Genomic DNA, 22,200 nt, shown 5'->3' on the forward strand with positions numbered 1-22,200 from the left:
CGCCCTATACTGAGCCATGCACAGCATCCAGAAGCCGGAAATCCAGAAACCGGAGACCCAGATCCAGGAGAACCCAGGCCCGTCGGAGCGCAGCCGGAACCAGGACGCCCCGGAACTTCCTGCCGGGCCCGAGCGGCTGGCGTCCCAGGCTGCCGTGCGGGTAGCCGCGATCAAGGCGCCCGCTCCGGAACCGGACGGACCCACCGGGCTGCTGCTGCGCTCCTACCTTCGCGGGCAGTTCGTGGCGATGCTGCACGAGGACCCGCGGGTGCGGGCCAACGAGGCTGACGCAGTGCACAAAATGCGCGTCAGTACCCGGCGGATGCGTTCGGCTCTGGCGAGCTACCGGGCGGTCCTGGCCGAGGAACCGGCACGGGAGCTGCGTGGCGAGTTGAAATGGCTGGCCTCGATCCTGGGGGAGGCCCGGGATGCCCAGGTGATGCGGGCCAGACTGTCTGCGCTGCTGGCGGAGCAACCGGCCGGACTGGTGCTCGGACCGGTGCAGCAGCGCATCGACGAGGAACTGCTGGGTGACTATCGCGCCGCGCACGCCGTCATCAGGGAGGTGCTCGACGACGGCCGCTATGAGCGCCTGCTGCAGAGCCTGGAGCGGGTGGTCACCGGACCCGCGTTTACCGCCGAGGCCCGGATGCCGGCGGCCGAGAGCGCGGGTGAGATGCTCCGGCGGGACCGCAAGCGCCTGCACCGGCGGGTGCGGCAGGCGCGGGAAGCAAGCAGCGAGGATCAGCGGGCGGAAGCCCTGCACGAGGCCCGCAAAGAGGCCAAACGGCTGCGCTACGCAGCAGAAGTGGCCCAGCCGGTGCGCCCGGAGGGAGCCGGCGAGCTGATTGCCGGAGCCGAACACGTGCAGAAGATCCTCGGGGAGCACCAAGACAGCGTGGTCAGTCTCGCTTACCTGCGCCGGCTGGGCGCATCGGCCACCGACGCCGGCCAGAACGGTTTCACCTACGGGCGGCTGCATGCCCTCGAGGAACAGCACGGGAAAGTGGCACGGAAACGGTTCCGCAAAGCCTGGGCGGGTTTCCCCCGGGTGGTTTAGGGTCGGCGGAGCGGAGGTAACCCGCATGGACGCGGACTCGCCCTGGGCGCCGTTGCGGCGCAGAATGTTCCTCATCCTGTGGCTGGCTAACATCGGGTCCAACATCGGTACCTGGATGCAGACCGTGGGTGCCCAGTGGTTCCTGGTGGAAAGCGGCGCCAATGCGGCGCTGGTATCCCTGGTCCAAACGGCCAACCTCGCGCCTGCCCTGCTCCTGGGCCTCATCGCCGGGGTGCTCGCCGATGCGTTCAACCGCCGGCGGCTGATTCTGGGCTCCAACCTTTTCGCCGCCGGAGCGGCAGGCATGCTGGCCATCATCGCAGCGCTGGGGCTGCTGGACCCGGATTCGCTGCTCCTGTACACCTTCCTGATCGGATGCGGCACGGCACTGAGTGCACCGGCGTGGCAGGCCATCACCCCGGCGCTGGTTCCACGCGATCAGATCCGTGCCGCTTCGGCCCTCAGCAGCGCAGCCGTCAACGCTGCCCGCGCCGTGGGACCGGCCCTGGGCGGGGTACTCGTTTCGCTGCTGGGGCCGGCATTTGTTTTCGGGCTGAACGCGGTCTCCTTCCTTGGCACCGCAGCGGCCGTCTACCTCTGGCGGGCGCCGGCCGAACCCGAGGACCCGGAACGGATGAAGGAGGCGCTCGCCGCCGGCCTCCGGTATATCCGCGCGGCTCCACGCGTGCGCCGGATCCTGCTGCGGACCGCGCTCTTCATGGTCCCTGCCAGCGCGCTGTATGCACTGCTGCCGGTCGCCGTGAACGCTCATCTGGGCCTCGGGTCCACCGGGTATGGCCTGCTGCTGGGGGCGCTGGGCGCCGGCGCGGTTCTCGGGGTTATCCTGCTGCCCCGGGTGCAGGGGCAGGTTAATGACAGCGTGCTGCTCGGATTTGCGGCAGCGGTTTTCGGGGCCGGAACGTTTGCCGCCGGCTTCCTGCCGGCCTGGCTGCTGGGCGTGCTGCTGCTGTTCTCGGGCATGGCCTGGATTGCCACATTTTCCATCCTGAACAGTTCAATGCAGCTCACCCTGCCGGAGTGGGTGCGGGCACGCGGGCTGTCCATCTACCTCATGATCACCACCGGGGCCCAGGCCCTGGGCGCCGTCGTCTGGGGATCGCTGGCCACTGCCTACGGGTATGCCCCGGTGCTGGCGGCAGCCGGGGCGGCCCTGGCAGCGGTGGGGCTGAGCGTGGTAGTGCTGCCGCTGCTGCCGCGCACCGGCCGGCTGGACCGCAGCATTGCGGAGGCGGAGCTGGGCATCGAACCGACGCAGGAGCCGCAGCCCGATGCCGGTCCGGTGACCGTCCTGATCGCCTACGAGCTCGCTCCGGAGAAGGCAGCTGACTTCGTCAAGGTGATGCATGAGGTGCGGCTTTCCCGGATGCGCACCGGCGCCCGTGATTGGGAGCTGGTGCACTCGGTGACGGATCCCAGGCAGTTCCGCGAGATTTACGACGTCGCAACCTGGCGGGAATACCTGCGCCAGGAGCAGGAACGCACCACGGGGGAGGACCGGAAACTGATTGGAGAGGCCGCCGGCCTGGCGGAGGAGCCGCCGCTGACCCGGTGGTTCCTGCCGGCGTCGGCCTGATGCTGCGTGTGCCGCAGGCCGACGCCGGTGTTGGGCCTAGGCGAGCTGCTCGCGGACCAGCGGTGCAACCTCGGTGCCGTAGAGCCGGATGCAGTTCATCAGCAGCTCATGCGGCAGGGTGCCCAGGCTGTATTTCAGGTCAAAGCGGCTCAGCTCCAGTTCCTTCGCCACCCGGACGATCTTGGTGGCGACGGTTTCGGGAGAACCGATAAACAGGGCGCCGTCCGGGCCGGCCGAGGCGAGGTAATCGCTGTGCGTGGTGGGGCTCCAGCCGCGCTCGCGGCCGATCCGGTTCTGCATGCGTTCGAAATGCGGCCAGGCCTCCTCGAGCGCCTGCTCGTCCGTGGCGGCAACATAACCGGGGGAGTGGGCGCCTACCGGAAGCATCGGAGCCCCGAACTGTGCCAGCGCACGCTTGTACAGGTCAACGAACGGGGCGAACCGTGCCGGCTCCCCGCCGATAATCGCCAGCATCAGCGGCAGGCGGTAGTGAGCGGCACGCACCACGGACTGGGGTGTACCGCCGACGGCGATCCACGCCGGAAGACTCCCGCCGGCGGTGGGCGGATACACCCGCTGGTTCTGCAGCGGTGCCCGCGTGTTTCCGCTCCACGTCACCGGCACCTCTCGGCGCAGCTCGGTAAACAGCTCGAGTTTCTCTTCGAACAGTTCGTCGTACTGCGCCAGGTCCAGGCCGAACAGTGGAAAGGACTCGGTGAAGGAGCCGCGGCCAAGGATGATTTCGGCCCGGCCGTTGGAAAGGGCATCCAGGGTGGAAAAACGCTGGAAAACCCGGATGGGGTCATCCGAACTCAGGACCGTCACCGCCGAGCCCAGCCGGATCCGGCTGGTCTGGCCGGCAACCGCGGCGAGCACCACGTCCGGTGCCGAAACTGCAAAGTCCTCCCGGTGGTGTTCGCCGATCCCGATGAAATCCAGGCCCACCTCGTCGGCCAGCACCGCTTCGGCCACGACGTTCCGCAGCACCTGGTGCTGCGGAAGCCGTTCTCCGTCCGCGTCGGAGGTGACGTCGCCGAAGGTGTCCAGTCCGAGTTCCAGCCGCTGTGCCATGTAGCTCTTCCGCCCATCCATCAAAAGTCCATGATTTTGCATCTAGTCTAGCCGTGGTCCCGGGTCCGAACTCACAGTGCCGGGACCTGCCCGGATTTCATTCTGTGATGATCCCAGCGGATAGACTTGAGGACGGCCCCCGGCCCGTTTTGCGGAGGCTACGGCGGACCAGCCGCAGATGGTGTAAACGATCAAGCGATCAAGCGATTAGTTGAGGTATTTTGCGAGACTTTAGTGCACGCCTGGCGACCGCCGACGAAATTGAAAAATGGGACAGCCACGTGCTGTCCAACCCAGGCGGCGGCAACGTGCTGCAATCCGCCTCCTACGCCGAGGTCAAGTCCCACCACGGATGGAACCCCATCTACCTGGTGTTCACGGGACAGGGCTACACGACCTACAACCTGGCCATCGAAAAGTCCGTCCCGGGACTCGGCAGCCTCTGGTACCTCATCAAGGGCCCCGACGTCGCCGAGCCCGCCCACGTGCCACAGGTCCTGGACGCGCTGCGCCGGCTGATCAAGGAATCCAAGCGCAAGGTTTTCGCCATCAAGGTGGAACCGGACATTGTCGACAGCCCCGAGGTGCGCGCGCAGTTTGCCGGCGCCGGCCTGGTCAAGACATTCAACCTGCAGCCCAATGACTCCACCGCACTGCTGGACACCACGCCGGAGATCGATCAGGTCCTGAAGAACATCTCCTCGCGCGGACGTAATGCAGTGCGCCGGGCGATCCGCGAAGCCGCCGATGTGCGCCGGGTGGAGCCCACAGAAGAGAACATGCGGACGATGTACCAGCTGATGAGCCATATCGAGGACCGGTCCGCAGCCCGGATGCGCTCCTATGACTACTACCACCGCTTTTGGTCCAACTTCGTGGCTGCCGGCCAGGGCCGCTTCTACTTCGCCTTTGAAGACGGCGAGCCCACCGTTGGCGCCTTCGTCATCGCCTACGGGAAGAAGGGCACGTACAAGGACGGCGGCTCCAAACCGCGCCGCAACCAGTACGGCGACTCGCACCTGGTGCAGTGGACGGCCATCACGGAGCTGAAGGAAGACTTCGGCATTGAACAGTACGACTTCTGCGGAACCCCTCCCAGCGACCAGCTGAAAAACAAGGAGCATCCGCACCACGGACTCGGCCTGTTCAAGACCAGCTTCTCGAAGACGGTCACCGACTTTGTGGGCTGCTATGACCTGGTCCTGGATCCGCTGCGGTACAAGATCTGGAACACCATCGGTGAACGGGTTGCCCGGCAGATTTACTGGCGCCGGCACCAGCAGCCGTTCTACTAAACAGCAATCAGGCCTGAATGGGATTCAGGCTACAGAGGCGAAAGGGTGAGTCCTTTGGAGAACACGTCCGATGCAGACCGCCAAGAGCCTGCGCAGAACCCCGACCCCATGGTGGGCCTGATTCCGGTCATCCGGCCACCGGAAGCGCGGCAGCGCCCGGCGGCCGCAGGAAAGACCGCGCCCGCCACTGGGAAGACCGCGCCCGCCGCCGGGAAGACGGCGGCCAAAACTCCGGTGGACGGTGCCCCGGCGCGCGTGCCGGGACTGCCGCGCAAAGCACCCAAGGCGTCCAAAGCGTCCAAGGCATCCAAGGCGTCCAAGGGCACTGCCCTGCCCACCGGCCCTGCCGGTGGCGGGCTGCGGAGCACCAGGCCCAAGCCGCCGCCGCCCACCACCTCGGTGATGCAGACTCTGCCCAAGGGCACCTCCGGCGGACTGGGGTCCGGACGGGCCGCCCCGGGATCTGACGCCGGCCGCGGCAAGGTGCGGCCGGATCAATCAGCGGGGACTGCATTGCCTCCCCGGAAGCCCCGCGCCCGCAAGACCGTGCCGGCCAGCCACCAGCCCGGCAGCGCCGCGGCCCTGCGGCAGGACCGCTCTTCGGCAGCGGCCCGCCGCATGCTGCGCCGCCTGGTCCAGGGGGAAACTCCGCCCACCCAGGCCATGTCCATTGTGGAACGGCTGGCCGGATCTCCGTATGCCAACCCGTTGGTGCGCAGCGCGGGACCGGACGCTTCGGCCCGGAAAACCCTGGACCTGGCCCTGGGCCTGGCCGAGACGATGTTCCGCTACGGTGCCGGCGCCCTGGAAGTGGAGACGGCCATCATCGCCGTCACTGCAGCCTTCGGCCTGGAGAACATTGAAGTGGACATCACCAACCAGTCGGTGCTGCTCAACTACTCACCCAAGGACCAGACCCCCATCACCGTGATGCGGGTGGTGCGGTCCTGGACCAACAACTACGCCGGCCTGGGGCTGGTCCACCAGCTTGTCACCGACATCATCGACGGCGGCGTCTCCCGCGCCGAAGCCTCCAACCGGCTGAACGAGATCACCCACCAGCCCAAGCCGTTTCCACGCTGGGCCGTGACCTTTTCCGCCGGCGTGTTTGCCGCCGCCATTGTAGGGTTCATCGGCGGCGGACCGCTGGCATCCATGGTCGCGTTCATCAGTACGTTCCTGGTCAGCCTGCTGCAGCGGCTGCTCGGACGCTGGCGGGTGCCGGACTTCTTCAGCACGGCAGCCGCCGGATTCCTGGTCACCGCCGTCGCGATGCTCTTCTGGTCCTTCGATGTGCCGATTTCCCCCGGGATTGTAGTGGCCGGGGGCATTCTGCTGCTCCTGCCCACCGGACGCCTGGTCTCCGCGGTACAGGATGCGATCAACGGGTTCCCGGTAACGGCGTCGGGACGTTTCCTGTCGGCGTTCCTCACGTTCGCCGCGCTGGTAGCCGGCATCGCCGTCGCCCTGGTGGCCGGCGCGCTGCTGGGGGTGCCGCGGCTCGACGTCACCAAGGTAGACGGATCCCAATATCCGTTTGCGGTCACCATGGTGCTGCTGGCCGTGGCCCTGGCCACGATCTGCGTCGTGGAGCAGTCGCCGATGAACCTGGTCCTGCCCACGGTCCTGACCGGTGCGGCGGGTTTCCTGGTGTTCGAGCTGTCCGAGATACTGGGCATCGGACCCCGGCTGACCCCGGCCATCGCGGCCATCTTCATCGGCATGGTGGCGCGCATCGTGGCCCTGCGGATGGGCGCTCCGCAGCTGATCGTTGCGGTTCCCGCGGTGCTGTTCCTGTTCCCGGGGCTGAGCATTTTCCGCGCCATGTACGGGTTGAGTATCGGCAGCGACGACGTCACCAACGGCGCGGTGGGAATCTTCAACGCACTGACCGTGATCCTGGCGATCGCTGGCGGCGTGGTGTTCGGTGACAACTTGGCCCGGCCGATGACCCGGAACCTCTCGGGCAACGACCGCCGGAACCGCCGCCGGTAAGGACGGCACCGGCAGGGAACCAGGCGGCGCCGTCAAGCGCAGGCGACGAGGGCCCCGGAACGCAAGGACCTAGAGGATCTTGCCGACCGGGGTCCTTTTTTCTGCCTGGAAGGCGTCCTCGGTGCGGCCGGCTGCCCAGTAGCCGGAGAGGGAGACCTGCCGGCGCTCCAGCCCGCGGGTCGTGAACAGGATGTCGCGCAGGGCCTTCATGGCTTCGCGCTCACCGTGGGCAAACACCTGCACGTTGTTGTCGGGCCAGGCCGCGGCTGCCACGGCACCAGCCAGCAGCCCGGTGTTGCCCGCAGGAAGGCCGCCGCGGTAAAGCCAGGTCACGGTGACGCCCTCCGGCGCCCGCAGCGGCTGCCGGTCCTCGGGGCCGCCGACCTCCAGGAAGACCTGCCCGACGGCGTCGGCCGGCAGTGCTTCGAGGACGGCGGCGGTGGCGGGCAGGGCCGATTCATCCGCAGCGAAAAGGTACCAGCCGGCGTCCGGATCCGGATTGAAGGCGCCGCCGGGCCCGGTGAAGGCCAGCGGATCACCTGGCACCGCCCGGGCAGCCCAGGGACCGGCGAGGCCCTCGTCGCCGTGAACCACAAAGTCGATGGCCAGCTCGCGGGCGACCGGGTCGACGCTGCGGATGGTGTAGGTACGCGAGACCGGCCACTGCTCCCGCGGGAACTGCTCGCGCAGGGCCTCGAGCTCGGCCGTGCCGTCCAGCGGGGCGCCATCGGGGCTGAACCAGATCTTGCAGTACGCGTCGGCGCAGCCATTGCCGGCAAAGCGCTCGAAGTTGGGGCCGCCGGCAATGATCCGGACCATGTGGGGAGTCAGCTCCTGGCGCCGCAGCACCTCCAGGGTCAGCAGCGGGCGGGCCCGCCGGGGAACATCCTGTGCAGGCTTCACTGCGGGCACAGCGGGATCGGGCATCTGGTTCTCCTTGGTCATGGGAATCTCCTCTACCGTATCGCGTCCAACCGCCAGTCAACCGGCTCCGCTCCCTGCTGCCGCAGCAGCTCATTGGTGCGGCTGAACGGACGGGAACCGAAGAATCCGCGCGACGCCGACAACGGGCTCGGATGGGCGGATTCAATCCGCGCGGCACCGTCCAAAAGCGGAACCACCGACCGGGCATCGTTGCCCCACAGCACGGCCACCAGCGGAGCGGGACTGCCGTCCGGACGGCGGCGGCCGACGACGGCGCGGACGGCCAGTTCGGTGATCTGCTCCCAGCCGCGCCTGCGGTGCGACCCGGCGCTTGAAGCGCGTACGGTCAGCACGCGGTTCATCAGCAGGACGCCCTGGTCCGCCCAGGCGCTGAGGTCGCCGTGCGGGCTGGGAGCTATGCCCAGATCGGCGGCGAGTTCCTTGTAAATGTTGTTCAGGCTCCGCGGCAGTGGCCGCACGTCCCGGTCCACCGCGAAGGACAGCCCCACGGCATGGCCGGGGGTGGGGTACGGGTCCTGGCCGATCAGCAGGACCTTGACGTCGGCGAGGGGGCGGGCGAATGCGCGCAGGATGTTTCCCGGAGCGGGCAGGACCTGATGGCCTTCCCGGCGTTCGGCCTCCAGGCCGGCGGCGATCCGGTGCAGCTCCGGGGCAGCCGGCGCCAGCGCCTGTGCCCAGTCCGCGGCCATCACCCCGGCCAGCGGAGCCGGTGCGGCGAAGGGGAACGGTTCGGTCCGGGAGGGATCGGGCGCAGGGGCGTCGGGCAGGGTAAAGAGGGTCGGCTCATTGGAACTCACCCTTCCAGCCTAGGCCGCTGCCGTCGGGCACGCGCCCAGCGCAAATGACAAGCCTGTTATTCAGCAACTAACATGGCAGGAAGACCATCTATCAATTGGGAGCATCCTGTGGCAGAAACAACCGAAGCCTTCTCATTGGAGGGTGCGGTTGACCCCGAGAGTCCGCTCGGGGAACAGGAACAGCAGATGCTCGCCTTGGAGCGGGCCTGGTGGAAGTACGCCGGAGCCAAGGAACAGGCCATCCGCGAGCTGTTCGGCATGTCCGCCACCCGCTACTACCAGGTCCTGAACGCACTGATCGATACCGAGGAAGCCCTCGCGCATGACCCGATGCTGGTCAAGAGACTGCGTAGACTACGTACAACCCGTCAGCGCGCGCGTACCGCCCGTCGTTCAGGCTCTGACGTCTAGACCCGGCGCCACCTGAGACCAAGGACAAAACCGAACCATGAGCAAATATCCACGGGACGAGTTCGACAAGATTCCCGAAACATCGTCGCGCCAGGGCGTGCACCGGGAACGCCTGATTCCTTCCCGCACCGGCGGCCTGGCACTGATCATCACCGTCGGGGTGCTGGCACTGGTCCTTGGCCTCGCGGCGTACTTCGTCATTCCCCGCCTGGGAATCGGGCAGGACGCCGGCGCCCCGCCGCCGGCCGCCGAATCCCCGGCCGCCACGGAGAGCACCGGGGCCGAGCCGACTGAGACGGAAACGGCCGAAGTAAGCCCGTCCGCCACCCCCACCCCGAGTGCCTCGCCGAGCCCCACGCCGTCGCCCACCCCGACCGCCACGGTGGACCGTGCCCAGCCCGTGGTGGTCCTGAACGGCAGCGGCGTCGGCGGACTCGGAGCCAGCATCTCGGCCCGGATTGCCGGCGACGGCTGGACCACCGCACAGGTGGCCAACTGGGCCGGGACACCGCTGCAGTCATCAGTCATCTTCTACAACGGCGCAGACCAGCTGCCCAACGCCGAGGCGCTGGCACAGCTGCTCGGCATCCCCAGCCTCGTGGATTCCGCCGAATTCAGCATGGTGACCGTCGTCGCCGGTCCGGGCTTCCACTAAGCCCGGACCCCGGGGCGCCGCCCGTTTCGGCGGCGTCCTACCTGCTTTGAAGGCCGGTACGTAAACACTCGATAACAATCGCCACTGCCCGATTGGAAGCCCCGCCCCGCTGGCTACAGTGGGTCCAGCCGCGCGCCGCCGGTCCGGACCCAGCTCAGAAACCGAGTGACCCGGACCCTGCGCGCCGGCCCGTTCCGCCATGGGAATCGTGGCGGAATGCACGATCGATCAGGGTGGAGAAAGAGCATGGCGCAGGGGATCGTCAAATGGTTCAACGGGGAAAAAGGGTACGGGTTCATCACCGTGGATGAGGCCCAGACGGACGTTTTTGTCCACTGGTCAGCCATCCAGGCCTCCGGCTACCGCACGCTTGAAGAGGGCCAGCGGGTGGAGTTCGAAATCGGCCAGGGCCAGAAGGGTCCGCAGGCGGAAGATGTCCGGGCTGTCCAGGTAGGGGACCAGGTTTAGCCCAGAGCGCAGGACGGCGGCGTCCCGGTATGGCCGGGGCTGCCGCCGTTTGGCGTGTCCGCGCGGACCAGGCCCGGTTACAGATGCATGTGAGCTCGGTTGCGGGTGGCAGTGATCGCTTGCACTCAGTGTGCGGGAGTGCTAATTATTGACTTAGCACTCTTGCCGGATGACTGCTAACAGCGGTCGGCGTTGAGTGAAAAAGCAAGCCACTGAGGTGAGGGCCTGCGGACACGTAAAGAGATCGTGTCCTCACGGCCCGTCCGTCGCGGGCACCGCAGTCTGGAATGCAACATCCTGCAGCAAGCATGACTGTTCCGAAAGGACGAAAGCCGTTATGGCCAAGATCATTGCATTTGACGAAGAGGCCCGCCGCGGCCTTGAGCGTGGATTGAACATCCTCGCCGACGCCGTGAAGGTCACCTTGGGCCCGCGTGGCCGCAACGTTGTCCTCGAGAAGAAGTGGGGCGCCCCCACGATCACCAACGACGGCGTTTCCATCGCCAAGGAGATCGAGCTCGACGATCCCTACGAAAAGATCGGCGCCGAGCTGGTCAAGGAAGTTGCCAAGAAGACTGACGATGTTGCCGGCGACGGCACCACCACGGCAACCGTCCTGGCCCAGGCCCTGGTCAAGGAAGGCCTGCGCAACGTTGCCGCCGGCGCCGACCCGCTGAGCCTGAAGCGCGGCATCGAGAAGGCTGTCGAAGCCGTCACCGCCGAGCTGCTCGCCTCCGCCAAGGAAATCGAAACCAAGGAGCAGATTGCTGCCACGGCTTCCATCTCCGCCGGTGACCAGCAGATCGGCGACCTGATCGCCGAGGCACTGGACAAGGTCGGCAAGGAAGGCGTCATCACCGTCGAGGAGTCCAACACCTTCGGCCTTGAGCTTGAGCTCACGGAAGGTATGCGCTTCGACAAGGGCTACATCTCCGGATACTTCGTCACTGACGCCGAGCGCCAGGAAGCCGTCCTCGAGGACCCGTACATCCTGGTCGTCAACTCCAAGATCTCGAACGTCAAGGATCTCGTTGCCGTCCTGGAGAAGGTCATGCAGTCCGGCAAGCCGCTGCTGATCATCGCCGAAGACGTTGAGGGCGAAGCCCTGGCCACCCTGGTCGTCAACAAGATCCGCGGCACCTTCAAGTCCGTTGCCGTCAAGGCTCCGGGCTTCGGCGACCGCCGCAAGGCACAGCTTGCAGACATCGCCATCCTCACCGGTGGCCAGGTCATCGCCGAGGAAGTCGGCCTGAAGCTGGAAAACGCCACGCTGGACCTCCTCGGCAAGGCCCGCAAGGTTGTTGTCACCAAGGACGAGACCACCATCGTGGAAGGCGCAGGCGACCCCGATGAAATCGCCGGCCGCGTCAACCAGATCCGCGCCGAGATCGAGAACTCCGATTCCGACTACGACCGCGAGAAGCTGCAGGAACGCCTGGCCAAGCTGGCCGGCGGCGTTGCAGTCATCAAGGCCGGAGCGGCAACCGAGGTGGAGCTCAAGGAGCGCAAGCACCGCATTGAGGACGCTGTCCGCAACGCGAAGGCAGCCGTTGAAGAAGGCATCGTCGCCGGTGGCGGCGTTGCACTGATCCAGGCCGGCCTGAAGGCGTTCGCCAACCTGAACCTCGAGGGTGACGAAGCCACGGGCGCCAACATCGTGCGCGTTGCCATTGACGCCCCGCTGAAGCAGATTGCCTTCAACGCCGGCATGGAGCCGGGCGTTGTTGTCGACAAGGTCCGCGGACTGCCGGAGGGCTGGGGCCTGAACGCAGCAACCGGCGAGTACGAAGACCTGCTCGCAGCCGGCGTGAACGATCCGGTAAAGGTTACCCGTTCTGCCCTGCAGAACGCGGCTTCCATCGCCGGCCTGTTCCTCACGACCGAAGCAGTTGTCGCCGACAAGCCTGAGAAGGCAGCACCGGCTATGGGCGGCGGCGACGAAATGGGCGGCATGGGCGGTATGGGCGGCTTCTAGCAGCCCCCGGGCTGCCTCGATGCCGCCGCCGGCCAGGCAGCGGTACCGCGGGCAGCCAACCCGGTCAGCGCAGTTTGCCGGCGCAAGCCGGCAGGCAGCAAACACCAAAGGCGCAGCATCCGATCCGGATGCTGCGCCTTTGGTCTTAAGTCAGTGCCGGAACAAGGCCGTGTTTGCCGCTTCGGTTTCCGCGTACTGGGTGGAGGCGTAGGCGAGGGCCTGGTTGATGCTCGCCAGCGACTCCTCCACCCGTGCCTGGGTGCTGCGCCACTGCGCCACCAGCGACTGGAAGTTCGCCGATGCCTGCCCCTGCCAGGATTCGCTAAGCGACTGCAGCCCCGACTGCATGCTGTTGATCTCCGCCTGCAGCCGGTCGATGGTGCCGCGGAGCTCCGCGCTCTTGGCGGCCAGCGCCTCGCTGTCCACTGAAACTCTTGCCATGGTGTCTCCCCTCGCAGAAAGGCCGCTGCGGTTGCCGGCCGGGTTGTCCTTGCGCTTCCGAGGGTAGGGCTGCAGGACTGTCGGCCGCGGGCAGCCGCGGGCACTTGTGGAGAACACCGGGCGGGATACATGCAGCCCGGTTATCGGGCAGGACGAGTGGCGGCAGGCCGAGAACGGTCAGCCGGCCGGCTGCGACCCGGCCGGCTGAGACCCGGCTGGCTAGGACCTGGCCGGCCAGGCGCCGTCGTCGTCACCATGGCCGTCGCCGCCGTCGTGGTCCAGGTCCTCCGGCGCCCGGAACGGCAGGCGGATGGACATGGTGGCACCGCCGCCCTCGGTCTCGCTGAGGCGTACCGTGCCGTCGTGCTGGGCCACCAGTGCGGCCACGATCGCCAGCCCCAGCCCGGTCCCGCCGGTTTCACGGTACCGGGAGGAATCGGCGCGGTAGAAGCGTTCAAAGACGCGGGCGGCGTCCTCCTCCGAGATGCCCGGACCATGGTCCCGGATTTCCAACACCGCATCGGAACGGTTGTGGATCACCGGGGCCACGCCCACGGCCACCTCGATCGGGGACCCGTCCGGGGTGTAGCGCAGGGCATTGGTCATGAGGTTCGCGACCACCTGGCGCAGCCGCGCTTCATCGCCCATGGTCGGTGCCGGCCGGGGCTGCTGTCCGTCCAGGCCCACCACCTTGATCTCCCGTCCGGGGGCACTGGCCCGGGCGTCCATGGCGGCGTCGTTGCCCAGCAGCATCAGGTCCACGGGCTCGTATTCCAGCGGCCGCTGCTCGTCGATGCGGGCCAGCGTGAGCAGATCCTCGACCAGCTGGCCCATCCGTTTGGCCTCGCTCTCGATCCGGCCCATGGCGGCACCCACTTCTTCGGGCTTCTGGAGTGCCCCGTGGCGGTACAGCTCGGAGAAGCCGCGGATGGTGACCAGCGGCGTGCGCAGCTCGTGCGAGGCATCCTGGACGAAGCGGCGCATCTTCCGCTCCGAGGTGGTGCGGGCCGCGAACGCGGTTTCAATGTGGGCCAGCATGGCGTTCAGGGACCGTGAGAGGCGGCCGATCTCGGTGGCCGGGTTGCCGACGTCGACGCGCCGGGACAGGTCACCGGCGGCGATGGCGGCTGCGGTTTTCTCCACCTGGCTCAGCGGCCGGAACTGGCGGGATACCGCCCAGTACGCAATGCCGGTGGCGCCAAGGGTGCCCAGCAGGCCCACCGAGAAGACCAGTGAGGCTGCCTCATCCACCGTGGCTGCAACGGAGTCCAGGGGCACGGCCACCACGATGGAGCCGGGGAAGCTGTCGATCGAGAACACCTTTAGCCGCCAGCCCTTGCTGCCCGGGGCAGACCCCGGGACGCTGACGCCCTGCTGGTCCAGGCGGGCCACGTCTTCAGCGGTGTAGTTCTTCACCACCGGCGTATCGACGCGGGGATCGGAATGCGTCTCCGGGCCGTGCGATCCGTCGTCGGCCAGGTACAGGCCGTAGAACTGGAACAGGGAGGTATCGGTGGCGGGTTCGTTCGAGATCAGATAGCGCGATACGGCCGGGGCGTTGTCATCGATTTCAACGTCCAGCCGGGCCACCAGGATCTGGCGCAGCACATAGATGGTCGCCAGTCCCGTGATGGTCACCGTGATCACCATCAGCACGGCCATGATGGCCACAAGCTGGGTGCGCAGCGAGGCCGATTTCCAACGGCGGAGCAAGGCTTAGCGCTTCTCCGACGTCCGCAGCAGGTAGCCGACCCCGCGCTTGGTCTGGATCAGCGCCGGAGCGTCGGGACTGCGGTCGATCTTGCGGCGCAGGTAGGAAATGTAGGACTCCACGATGGACGCGTCGCCGTTGAAGTCGTACTCCCAGACATGGTCCAGGATCTGGGCCTTGGACAGCACTCGGTTGGGGTTGAGCATGAGGTAGCGCAGCAGCTTGAACTCGGTGGGAGAGAGGTCGATGGTGACTCCGCCGCGGCGCACCTCGTGGGCGTCGTCATCGAGCTCCAGGTCATCCACGCGCAGCACGGCGTCGTCGTCGTCCAGCGGCTGCGTGCGGCGCAGGACCGCGCGGATCCGCGCCACCACCTCGTCCAGGCTGAACGGCTTGGTGACGTAGTCGTCTCCACCGACGGTCAGGCCGGTGACCTTGTCTTCGGTGTCGTCGCGGGCGGTCAGGAAGACCACCGGGAAGTGCTGGCCGGCGGCGCGCAGGCGGCGGGTCAGCGTAAAGCCGTCCATGTCCGGAAGCATCACGTCCAGGACCGCGAGGTCCGGGCTGTGGGCGTCGACGGCGGCCAGGGCCTCGCGCCCGTTGGCTGCGGCGACGACGTCGAAACCGGCGAAGCGCAGCGACGTGGACAACAGCTCGCGAATGTTGGGCTCGTCATCCACTACGAGGAGACGAGCTTCAGGTCCGGATGATTTATTCACTTCCCCAGTTTCTTACATTTAGCTGTGCGTTGTCTGTAGGTATGCTGAACGGAATCTGGACCAAAAGGCGCCAGGACGCGCGCTAGACCGGCTTTTCGATATCCGAGGCGTCCAGGATGGAGTACGCGTAGCCCTGCTCGGCCAGGAAGCGCTGCCGTTTCGCGGCGAAGTCCTGGTCCAGGGTGTCGCGGGCCACCACGGTGTAGAAATGCGCCGACTTCCCGTCGGCCTTGGGCCGCAGCAGCCGTCCGAGGCGCTGGGCCTCTTCCTGCCGGGACCCGAAGGAACCGGAGACCTGCACCGCCACCGACGCCTCGGGCAGGTCAATGGAGAAGTTGGCGACCTTCGAGACCACCAGGGTGGTCAGCCGGCCCTCGCGGAACTCGTTGAACAGCCGCTGGCGTTCCTTCACCGGGGTATCGCCCTTGATCACGGGGGCGTCGAGCCGCTGGGCCAGTTCGTCCAGCTGGTCCAGGTACTGGCCGATCACCAGGGTCTGCTCGCCGGCATGCCGGCGCACCAGCTGCTCGACGACGGCGGATTTGGTTTCGGAGGTGGAACACAGTCGGTACTTGTCGCCGTCCTCGGCCATTGCGTACGCCACCCGCTCGTCGCGGGGCAGGTCCACCCGGACCTCGATGCACTCGGCGGGCGCGATGTAGCCCTGCGCCTCGATGTCCTTCCACGGCGCGTCGTACCGCTTGGGCCCGATCAGCGAGAACACCTCGCCTTCGCGGCCGTCCTCACGCACCAGGGTGGCGGTCAGGCCCAGCCGGCGGCGGGCCTGCAGGTCAGCGGTCATGCGGAAGATCGGTGCCGGCAGCAGATGCACCTCGTCGTAGATGATCAGGCCCCAGTCATTGGCATCCAGCAGCTCCAGGTGCGGATACAGCCCGCCGCGCTTGAGCGTCAGCACCTGGTAGGTGGCGATGGTGACCGGCCGGACTTCCTTGACCGCACCGGAGTATTCGCCGATCTCGTCCTCGGTCAGGGAGGTGCGCTTGAGCAGCTCATCCTTCCACTGCCGCGCCGAGACCGTGTTGGTGACCAGGATCAGGGTGGTGGTGCCGCTGGTGGCCATGGCCGCCGCACCCACGAGGGTCTTGCCCGCACCGCAGGGCAGGACGACGACGCCGGAGCCGCCGGCCCAGAAATTCTCCACCGCCAGCTTCTGGTACGGGCGCAGGGCCCAGCCGTCCTCATCCAGCAGGATCGGGTGCGGTGCGCCGTCGACATAGCCGGCGAGGTCTTCGGCCGGCCAGCCCAGCTTGAGCAGCAGCTGCTTGAGCTGGCCCCGCATCGATGACTGCACCACCACGGTTTCGCCGTCGATCCGCGGACCCAGCAGCGGCTGGATCTTCTTGGCGTGCAGCACTTCCTCGAGCACCGGATAGTCGGTGGTCCGCAGCACCAACCCGTGCTGCGGGTCCTTTTCCAGCCGCAGCCGGCCGTACCGGGACATCGTTTCCTCGATGTCCACCAGCAGCGAGTGCGGCACCGGGAAGCGGGAGTACATAAGCAGCGTGTTCAGCACCTGTTCCGCGTCCAGGCCGGCGGCCCTGGCGTTCCAGAGGCCCAACGGGGTCAGCCGGTAGCTGTGGATGTGCTCGGGGGCGCGTTCCAGCTCGGCAAAGGCGGCAATGGCATGCCGGGCCTCCGTGGCCTGGGGGTGGTCTACTTCCAGCAGAATGGTTTTATCACTCTGGACAATCAACGGTCCGTCAGCCATGTGCCGGGCTATCCTCCACTGTTTCTACATCCATGATGCGGTGCACTGACACCACTCGTTCCACGTCTCGGCGCGGATCGTAGACCCGCACCCTGCCCTCTCCAACTGAAAGGGGAACAAAAATCTCCTGGCGCTGATTCCCCTGGCTGTCCACGACGCCCATGCGCACGGAGCGCCGGGTGCGGATGGCCTCGCGCAGGATCTCCAGGCCCACCAGCGGTTCACTGTCGCTGCGTCCGGCCACCGGAGGCCCGCTCCCGCGCAGGGCGGCAAGCTGGTTCGCGACGTCGTCGTCGGTCAGTTCCCAGGGATTGATCCGGGTTTTCGACGGCGCCAGCGTCACTGGGGGATGGGCATGCGAGCCGGCGACCGGGCGTGCCCGGCCTTCCAGCGCGGGGGAATAGCCCAGCTCCCGAAGCGTGTAGGAGAGTTCCTGGGCGCTGGCCACGGAGCCGACGACGGTGGGGGAGAGCCGTACCAGTCCAAGTGCCGTGGTGCGGGGGTCGGCGAGGAGCCCGGTCAGCCCGTCTTCGTCGTCGCTGCGCAGATACGACGCCATGGCGCCTACCCGCAGCCGGCCATAGCGCGCAGCGGTGTCCTCCACGAGGTACGCCAGCGGCTGCGGCACTTCAGTGGCCGAGTGCCGGCGCAGGAAGTCGAGGATCCCGGCGGCGTCGAGGCCACTGTCCAAAGCCCGGCGGATGGAGTCGGCGGAGAAGCGGTAGATGGTGGCCGGTCCCTGGCCTTCGGCGACGGACACGGCGGCCAGCCGGCGGGCGACGCCGGGCTCCAGATAGCCGGGGGCCACTGCCGTGAGGTCGGCCTGGAGCAGGAAGGAGTTCAACGGCTCCGGCAGGGCTCCGCGCAGGTGCTTGATGGCCCGTTCCCAATCCCCGGCCGCCGCGGCCAAGCCGAGTTCCGTGAGAGCGCCTGAGCCAAGCAGTCCCAGCTGGGCTGCCTCCTTCAGGATGCCCGGGACCAGGCGGGCGAACCGCCGCTGCAGCCGCGGCTGGTGCCAGGTCAGGGCACTGACCAGCCCCTCGGCGTCGAGCGCTCCGCTGGCACCCTCTTCCTGCACGTCGTCGGCCGCCAGGGCAGCGAGCATCTCCAAGGCCCGCTGCCGCACCAGCGGCGCGTCCGGGCGGGATGCTTCGGCCGCGAGGGCATTGACGGTGCTGCCGCCGGGCAGCGGGCTGCCGACCAACGACGGCGCCCGGTCCGCGTCAAGCCACGCTTGGACCAGCCGGCGCCACTGGTCGTGCCGGTCCTGGGTCAGCCAGTCCTCTTCCGTGGCGCACCACCGGGACGTGGTGACATCGAGGGAGAGCAGCCCTGCCAGTGCGGCAAGCTCCAACAGCCACGCGGTGGCCGCCGGATCGATCCTCAGAGCCTCGGAGACGCGCCGGACCTCGCGCACACCGACCCCGCCGGAGCGCAGGGTACTGATGGGAGTGGCTTTGGCCAGGGCAAGGAGTTCCGTGACCAAGCGGAGGGTTTCCGCAACCGCACCGTAAGCGGCGTTGTCCCGGATACTGTCCGCCACCCGGCGGGTCTGCGGAGTCGGCGGCTGAAGCTTGAAATCGGCCACGATCACGTGCCCGCGGGACGCCTGCCCCACCGGGCGGGGCAGCTCCACGTGCAATGCATCCAGCGGAACCAGCAGGCCGCGCGCCACCAGCCACTCCACCGGAGTGGGGGAGGGGTTGTCCAGGACAGCCCGCCCCATGGCCGCCTTCTTCGGGATCGCCCCCACGGGTGAGTACTTGAAGCGCCGCAGCAGCTCCAGCGTCGCCGGCGGCGCGCCGGCCATGAGGGTTGCCCAGCCCGCCGGGTCGGAGACCAGATGGTGCAGCGAGTGGGCTGCCGTGGCAGGGGTGTCGGCCCTTTCCATGTCAATACCGGTGCGCCGCAGGCCCTCGACGATCCCGACCAAACGCTGGCCGAAATCCGGCTGCTGGACGGCAAGAGTGGAATATGGCCGGCCGAGCCCTGCCGGATACGCGCCGAGGGCTTCGCCCAGCACCGAGACCGGCAGATAGAACCGGCGGCCGGCGTCGGCGCGGGGCGCTCCCGGATGGGGGGTGGCCCGGCGCAGCAGGGCCAGGGCATGAAGATGGTTCAGGATGGCGTCCAACGCCTTGATGGTGGACCCGGCGATGGCGCTTTTCAACCACGACGCCGTGGTGCTCAGATGGGAGTCTTCGTTGGTTGTCAGGTCCACGGCCTCGAGGACCTGCAGCTGCGGCGCGGTGAGTTTCTCCAGCACCCGCTGCACGCTGATCCGGGTCGAGGCCCGTGCCGCGAGGGCCTGGAAATCGGGCACCGGCGGCAGTATCAGATCCGGTCTGGCCGCGAGCAATTCACGCAGCTGGTCGTCGCTGCGTGAGGCTAGATCTTCGGCTAATGCTCGGATCGCGGACATCGTCTCCACGTTACCCGACGGCGCATCAAAAAAGGCGGCTTAGCCGCGGCGTCGGCGCCGGATTCCGTCAATTACCAGCCCTGCCATCAGCACAAACGCCACCGGAAGGAGGTAAATCGCTCCGGCGGCAAAGCCGGGCCAGACACTTTCACCGCGCAGTGCGGAGAGCAGGACGGCGCCCAGGCTCAGCAGCCCGAGGACCGCCAACAGGGCGGCAGCGCCGGTCACGCTCCGGCGCAGCGGTGAACCTGACGGAGAGGTTCGATTCGGGGTCCTGCCCTGTGGGGGCGTGCTGGTGTCCATGGCCTTTAACGCTAACAGCGGAAAATGCCCGGGTCCAAAGGGCGGGCAGGGGAAAGGAATACCAGGGCGGGATATTCTAAAGGAAACAGGCTTCCCCGTAGTATCACTCCCGTAGTATCTCTGGGAGTGCCGGATTCCCCGGCAGGACCGGGCCGCGCGTTCACTGCGCGCGTTTGGCACCGCGGGTTGCAGACACTGCGGCAGGCATCGCTGTACGCACCCATTAGCTAAGAACGAGGTAACCGAAGTGCCCATCGGCAAGGTCAAGTGGTTCGACACTGGTAAAGGTTTTGGGTTTCTGGCCACGGACGAGGGGCAGGAAGTCTTCCTTCACGCCTCGGCCCTGCCCGCCGGGGTAACGGAGGTCAAGCCCGGAACCCGGATGGAGTTCGGCGTGGCCGACGGCCGGCGCGGACCGCAGGCCCTCTCGGCCCGGATCCTGGAGGCTCCGCCGTCCGTAGCCCGGGCCACGCGCAAGAGCGCCGATGACATGGCGGTCATCACCGAAGACCTTATTAAACTGCTGGACGCAGTCTCCAACGGCCTGCGCAAGGGCCGTTACCCGGACAAGAAGCATGCCACCAAGGTGGCGGCCGTTCTGCGTGCCGTTGCCGACGACCTGGACGTTTAAGGCGGAGTCGCTGCATGACCATGAGCGCAACATCATCTTCTGAACCTATCGGGACCGATGCGGGCACTGACGGGGCCGGGGCCGCAGACGCGACCGCTGCCACCGCACGGCGGCGCGCGGCGCGACGTCCCTCCAAGCCCGATGCCCTGCTCGCCGCTGCCGTGGACACGGCGCGGGCCGGACTGCTCGAGGTTGTTCCTGCCGCCGAGATCGGTGAATACGTCGGTGCCACCCCGGATGCCGAACGGCTGGTAACCCATCGTTTTGTGGCACACCGGCCCGGCTACAACGGCTGGCACTGGTACGCCACGGTGGCCCGCGTGCCCCGGGGCAAGGTTGTCACGGTCTGCGAAGTGGGCCTGCTCCCGTCGGAGAACGCCGTCCTGGCGCCCGAGTGGGTGCCGTGGTCCGAGCGCGTGCGGCCCGAAGACGTAGCGGCCGAGGAGGCAGCCCAGGCCGAGGAGGCTGAGCGCGCCAGCCTTCGCGCCGACGCCGAGAACGGGCGCGGCGCCGAGGGGGCTTCGGACGAACCGGAAACGGACCCCGACGCAGATGCCGGCCCCGGTGCCGACGCCACCTGGCCTGACGGGGCGGGAACGCAGGAGGACGAATAACGCTGTGCCGGGCTTGTTGGTAGTCACCGCCCTGAATCCATTCGGCCGGTGGTGAGCAGTGTTCCGTTCGCTTCGCTTCTTCAACTACCGCATCTGGTTCCTGGGGGCGCTGGTCTCCAACATCGGTACCTGGATGCAGCGGACCGCCCAGGACTGGCTGGTCTACGACATCCTGACCGAACAGGACGCCGCGGCCATGGGAATCGTCATGGCCCTGCAACTGGGTCCGCAGCTTCTGCTCGCGCCGTGGGCGGGCCTGATCGCGGACACCTACAACCGGCGGAAGGTCCTGCTGCTCACCCAGGTGTCCATGGCAGCACTGGGCCTGGGCCTGGGCGTGCTGGTGCTTTCCGGCCACGCCCAGCTCTGGCATGTGTATGCCTTCGCCCTGGCCCTGGGCATGGTCTCCGCGGTTGATGCCCCGGCCCGGCAGAGTTTCGTCTCCGAAGTGGTCGGGGAGGCCGACCTGCCCAACGCCGTCGCGCTCAACAGCGCCTCCTTTAACGGAGCGCGGATGGTCGGGCCCGCCGTCGCCGGCCTGCTTACCGTGGCAGTGGGACCGGGGTGGGTGTTCCTCATTAACACGTTCACCTTTGCGGCGATGGTCCTGGCACTGCTCAAGATGCGCAGCGGCGAGCTGCGCACCCTGCCGAAGGCCGCTCCGGGCAAGGGGCGGATCCGGGAGGGACTGCGCTACGTCAAATACCGCCCCGACCTCATCATGGTCCTGCTGGCGATTTTCATCGTGGGCACCTTCGGCCTGAACTTTGCCGTATATATAGCCGCGATGGCCCGGACCGAATTCGGCCAGGACGCCGGGGTCTTCGGGCTGCTGAATTCGGTCATGGCCATCGGATCGGTGGCCGGGGCGCTGCTCTCGGCGCGCCGCGCCAAGCCCCGGCTCCGCTTTATCTTCGGTGCTGCCGGCGCCTTCGGGCTGGCCTGCCTCCTGGCGGCTTCCGCGCCGACGCTGTTGTGGTTCGCGGTGTCCCTGGTGCCCGTGGGGCTGTTTGCCCTGACGCTGATGACCAGTGCCAACGCCTACGTCCAGACCACCACGACCCCGGTGATGCGTGGCCGGGTGATGGCGCTGTACTTCGCCATCTTCATGGGCGGAACCCCGATCGGCGCGCCGCTGGTGGGCTGGGTGTCCAACAGCTTCGGTCCGCGCTGGAGCCTGGGCGTCGCAGCGGCCTCGGGGCTGATCACCGCCGTCATCGGCTTTGTCTGGGCATGGCGGGCCTACCACCTGCGGATCCACTACGACCGCACGCTGCCGCGCAGGCTGCACCTGACCAGCCGCGAGACGGAGCAGGACCCGAACCTGTTGTAGCGTCCGGGTCCTGCTGGTGCGCCGCTGCGGG

At 67.5% G+C, this 22,200-nt stretch carries 20 protein-coding genes; 11 read left to right on the forward strand and 9 right to left on the reverse strand.

All coding sequences use genetic code 11. The annotated features are described in order from the left end of the window. The first annotated feature begins 16 nt into the window (after positions 1-16). Together KKR91_RS02780 and KKR91_RS02785 are read left to right on the forward strand one after the other, a co-directional pair. Complete coding sequence (locus KKR91_RS02780) at positions 17-1,060, forward strand: CHAD domain-containing protein (RefSeq protein ID WP_210231731.1); 1,044 nt, start codon at positions 17-19, stop codon at positions 1,058-1,060. 25 nt (positions 1,061-1,085) lie between these two features. Next, positions 1,086-2,654: an MFS transporter gene (locus KKR91_RS02785; RefSeq protein ID WP_210231730.1), complete on the forward strand. Its 1,569-nt coding sequence runs from the start codon at positions 1,086-1,088 to the stop codon at positions 2,652-2,654. A gap of 36 nt (positions 2,655-2,690) precedes the next feature. On the opposite strand, the gene KKR91_RS02790 is transcribed toward KKR91_RS02785, so the two are convergent. Further along, a complete protein-coding gene (locus KKR91_RS02790; RefSeq protein WP_210231791.1) occupies positions 2,691-3,725 on the reverse strand; it encodes an LLM class flavin-dependent oxidoreductase in 1,035 nt (344 codons plus the stop codon). A gap of 221 nt (positions 3,726-3,946) precedes the next feature. On the opposite strand from KKR91_RS02790, the gene KKR91_RS02795 reads away from it, so the two are divergent. Beyond that, positions 3,947-5,020: a lipid II:glycine glycyltransferase FemX gene (locus KKR91_RS02795; protein ID WP_210231729.1), complete on the forward strand. Its 1,074-nt coding sequence runs from the start codon at positions 3,947-3,949 to the stop codon at positions 5,018-5,020. A gap of 45 nt (positions 5,021-5,065) precedes the next feature. Next, positions 5,066-7,015 (forward strand): threonine/serine exporter family protein, encoded by a 1,950-nt coding sequence (locus tag KKR91_RS02800; RefSeq protein WP_420481415.1) that lies wholly within the window; start codon positions 5,066-5,068, stop codon positions 7,013-7,015. A gap of 69 nt (positions 7,016-7,084) precedes the next feature. Here KKR91_RS02800 and KKR91_RS02805 read toward each other — a convergent pair whose 3' ends face one another. Then, positions 7,085-7,927: a siderophore-interacting protein gene (locus KKR91_RS02805; RefSeq protein ID WP_420481430.1), complete on the reverse strand. Its 843-nt coding sequence runs from the start codon at positions 7,925-7,927 to the stop codon at positions 7,085-7,087. A 44-nt stretch (positions 7,928-7,971) separates the two neighbouring features. Beyond that, positions 7,972-8,757, reverse strand: coding sequence for a uracil-DNA glycosylase (locus KKR91_RS02810; protein ID WP_210231727.1), 786 nt, complete (start codon positions 8,755-8,757; stop codon positions 7,972-7,974). Positions 8,758-8,865: 108 nt separating this feature from the next. Here KKR91_RS02810 and KKR91_RS02815 point away from each other — a divergent pair, with 108 nt between their 5' ends. The 4 genes from KKR91_RS02815 to groL all read left to right on the forward strand — a co-directional run bounded on the left by KKR91_RS02815 (position 8,866) and on the right by groL (position 12,266). Continuing rightward, on the forward strand, positions 8,866-9,168 hold the full coding sequence (locus KKR91_RS02815) for a DUF3263 domain-containing protein (protein WP_237687458.1): 303 nt from the start codon (positions 8,866-8,868) through the stop codon (positions 9,166-9,168). A 37-nt stretch (positions 9,169-9,205) separates the two neighbouring features. After that, on the forward strand, positions 9,206-9,823 hold the full coding sequence (locus KKR91_RS02820) for a LytR C-terminal domain-containing protein (RefSeq protein ID WP_210231725.1): 618 nt from the start codon (positions 9,206-9,208) through the stop codon (positions 9,821-9,823). A gap of 246 nt (positions 9,824-10,069) precedes the next feature. Next, positions 10,070-10,291 carry a cold-shock protein gene (locus tag KKR91_RS02825; protein ID WP_210231724.1) on the forward strand — a complete coding sequence of 74 codons (222 nt, stop codon included), beginning with the start codon at positions 10,070-10,072 and terminating at the stop codon, positions 10,289-10,291. A 337-nt stretch (positions 10,292-10,628) separates the two neighbouring features. Beyond that, entirely contained in the window at positions 10,629-12,266 is a 1,638-nt protein-coding gene (groL, locus tag KKR91_RS02830; protein ID WP_210231723.1) for a chaperonin GroEL, read from the forward strand. A 150-nt stretch (positions 12,267-12,416) separates the two neighbouring features. Here the strand turns inward: groL and KKR91_RS02835 are convergent, their stop codons facing one another. The 6 genes from KKR91_RS02835 to KKR91_RS02860 form a co-directional block, all read right to left on the reverse strand. Next, positions 12,417-12,707, reverse strand: a complete 291-nt coding sequence (locus tag KKR91_RS02835; RefSeq protein ID WP_210231722.1) for a WXG100 family type VII secretion target — start codon at positions 12,705-12,707, stop codon at positions 12,417-12,419. A 219-nt stretch (positions 12,708-12,926) separates the two neighbouring features. Next, positions 12,927-14,420, reverse strand: a complete 1,494-nt coding sequence (locus KKR91_RS02840) for a sensor histidine kinase (RefSeq protein ID WP_337925347.1) — start codon at positions 14,418-14,420, stop codon at positions 12,927-12,929. Between the two features lie 3 nt (positions 14,421-14,423). Further along, positions 14,424-15,137 (reverse strand): response regulator transcription factor, encoded by a 714-nt coding sequence (locus tag KKR91_RS02845; RefSeq protein WP_210231721.1) that lies wholly within the window; start codon positions 15,135-15,137, stop codon positions 14,424-14,426. Positions 15,138-15,219: 82 nt separating this feature from the next. Then, a complete protein-coding gene (locus tag KKR91_RS02850; protein ID WP_210231720.1) occupies positions 15,220-16,866 on the reverse strand; it encodes a DNA repair helicase XPB in 1,647 nt (548 codons plus the stop codon). Continuing rightward, a complete protein-coding gene (locus KKR91_RS02855; RefSeq protein ID WP_337925348.1) occupies positions 16,859-19,189 on the reverse strand; it encodes a helicase-associated domain-containing protein in 2,331 nt (776 codons plus the stop codon). The genes KKR91_RS02850 and KKR91_RS02855 overlap by 8 nt, the downstream gene beginning before the upstream one ends. A gap of 138 nt (positions 19,190-19,327) precedes the next feature. Further along, entirely contained in the window at positions 19,328-19,591 is a 264-nt protein-coding gene (locus tag KKR91_RS02860) for a hypothetical protein (protein ID WP_210231718.1), read from the reverse strand. A gap of 247 nt (positions 19,592-19,838) precedes the next feature. On the opposite strand from KKR91_RS02860, the gene KKR91_RS02865 reads away from it, so the two are divergent. Genes KKR91_RS02865 through KKR91_RS02875 form a run of 3 tightly spaced genes read left to right on the forward strand, consistent with a single transcriptional unit; the run spans position 19,839 to position 22,169 of the window. Further along, the gene (locus KKR91_RS02865) at positions 19,839-20,222 is read left to right on the forward strand and encodes a cold-shock protein (protein WP_210231717.1); all 384 of its coding nucleotides are present in this window, start codon (positions 19,839-19,841) and stop codon (positions 20,220-20,222) included. Positions 20,223-20,236: 14 nt separating this feature from the next. Beyond that, a complete protein-coding gene (locus KKR91_RS02870) occupies positions 20,237-20,836 on the forward strand; it encodes a DUF3027 domain-containing protein (protein ID WP_237687459.1) in 600 nt (199 codons plus the stop codon). A gap of 58 nt (positions 20,837-20,894) precedes the next feature. Further along, the gene (locus KKR91_RS02875; protein WP_210231716.1) at positions 20,895-22,169 is read left to right on the forward strand and encodes an MFS transporter; all 1,275 of its coding nucleotides are present in this window, start codon (positions 20,895-20,897) and stop codon (positions 22,167-22,169) included. The last annotated feature ends 31 nt before the right edge of the window (positions 22,170-22,200 follow it).

The sequence above is a fragment of the Arthrobacter jiangjiafuii genome (genome assembly GCF_018622995.1).
GTDB lineage: Bacteria > Actinomycetota > Actinomycetes > Actinomycetales > Micrococcaceae > Arthrobacter_B > Arthrobacter_B jiangjiafuii.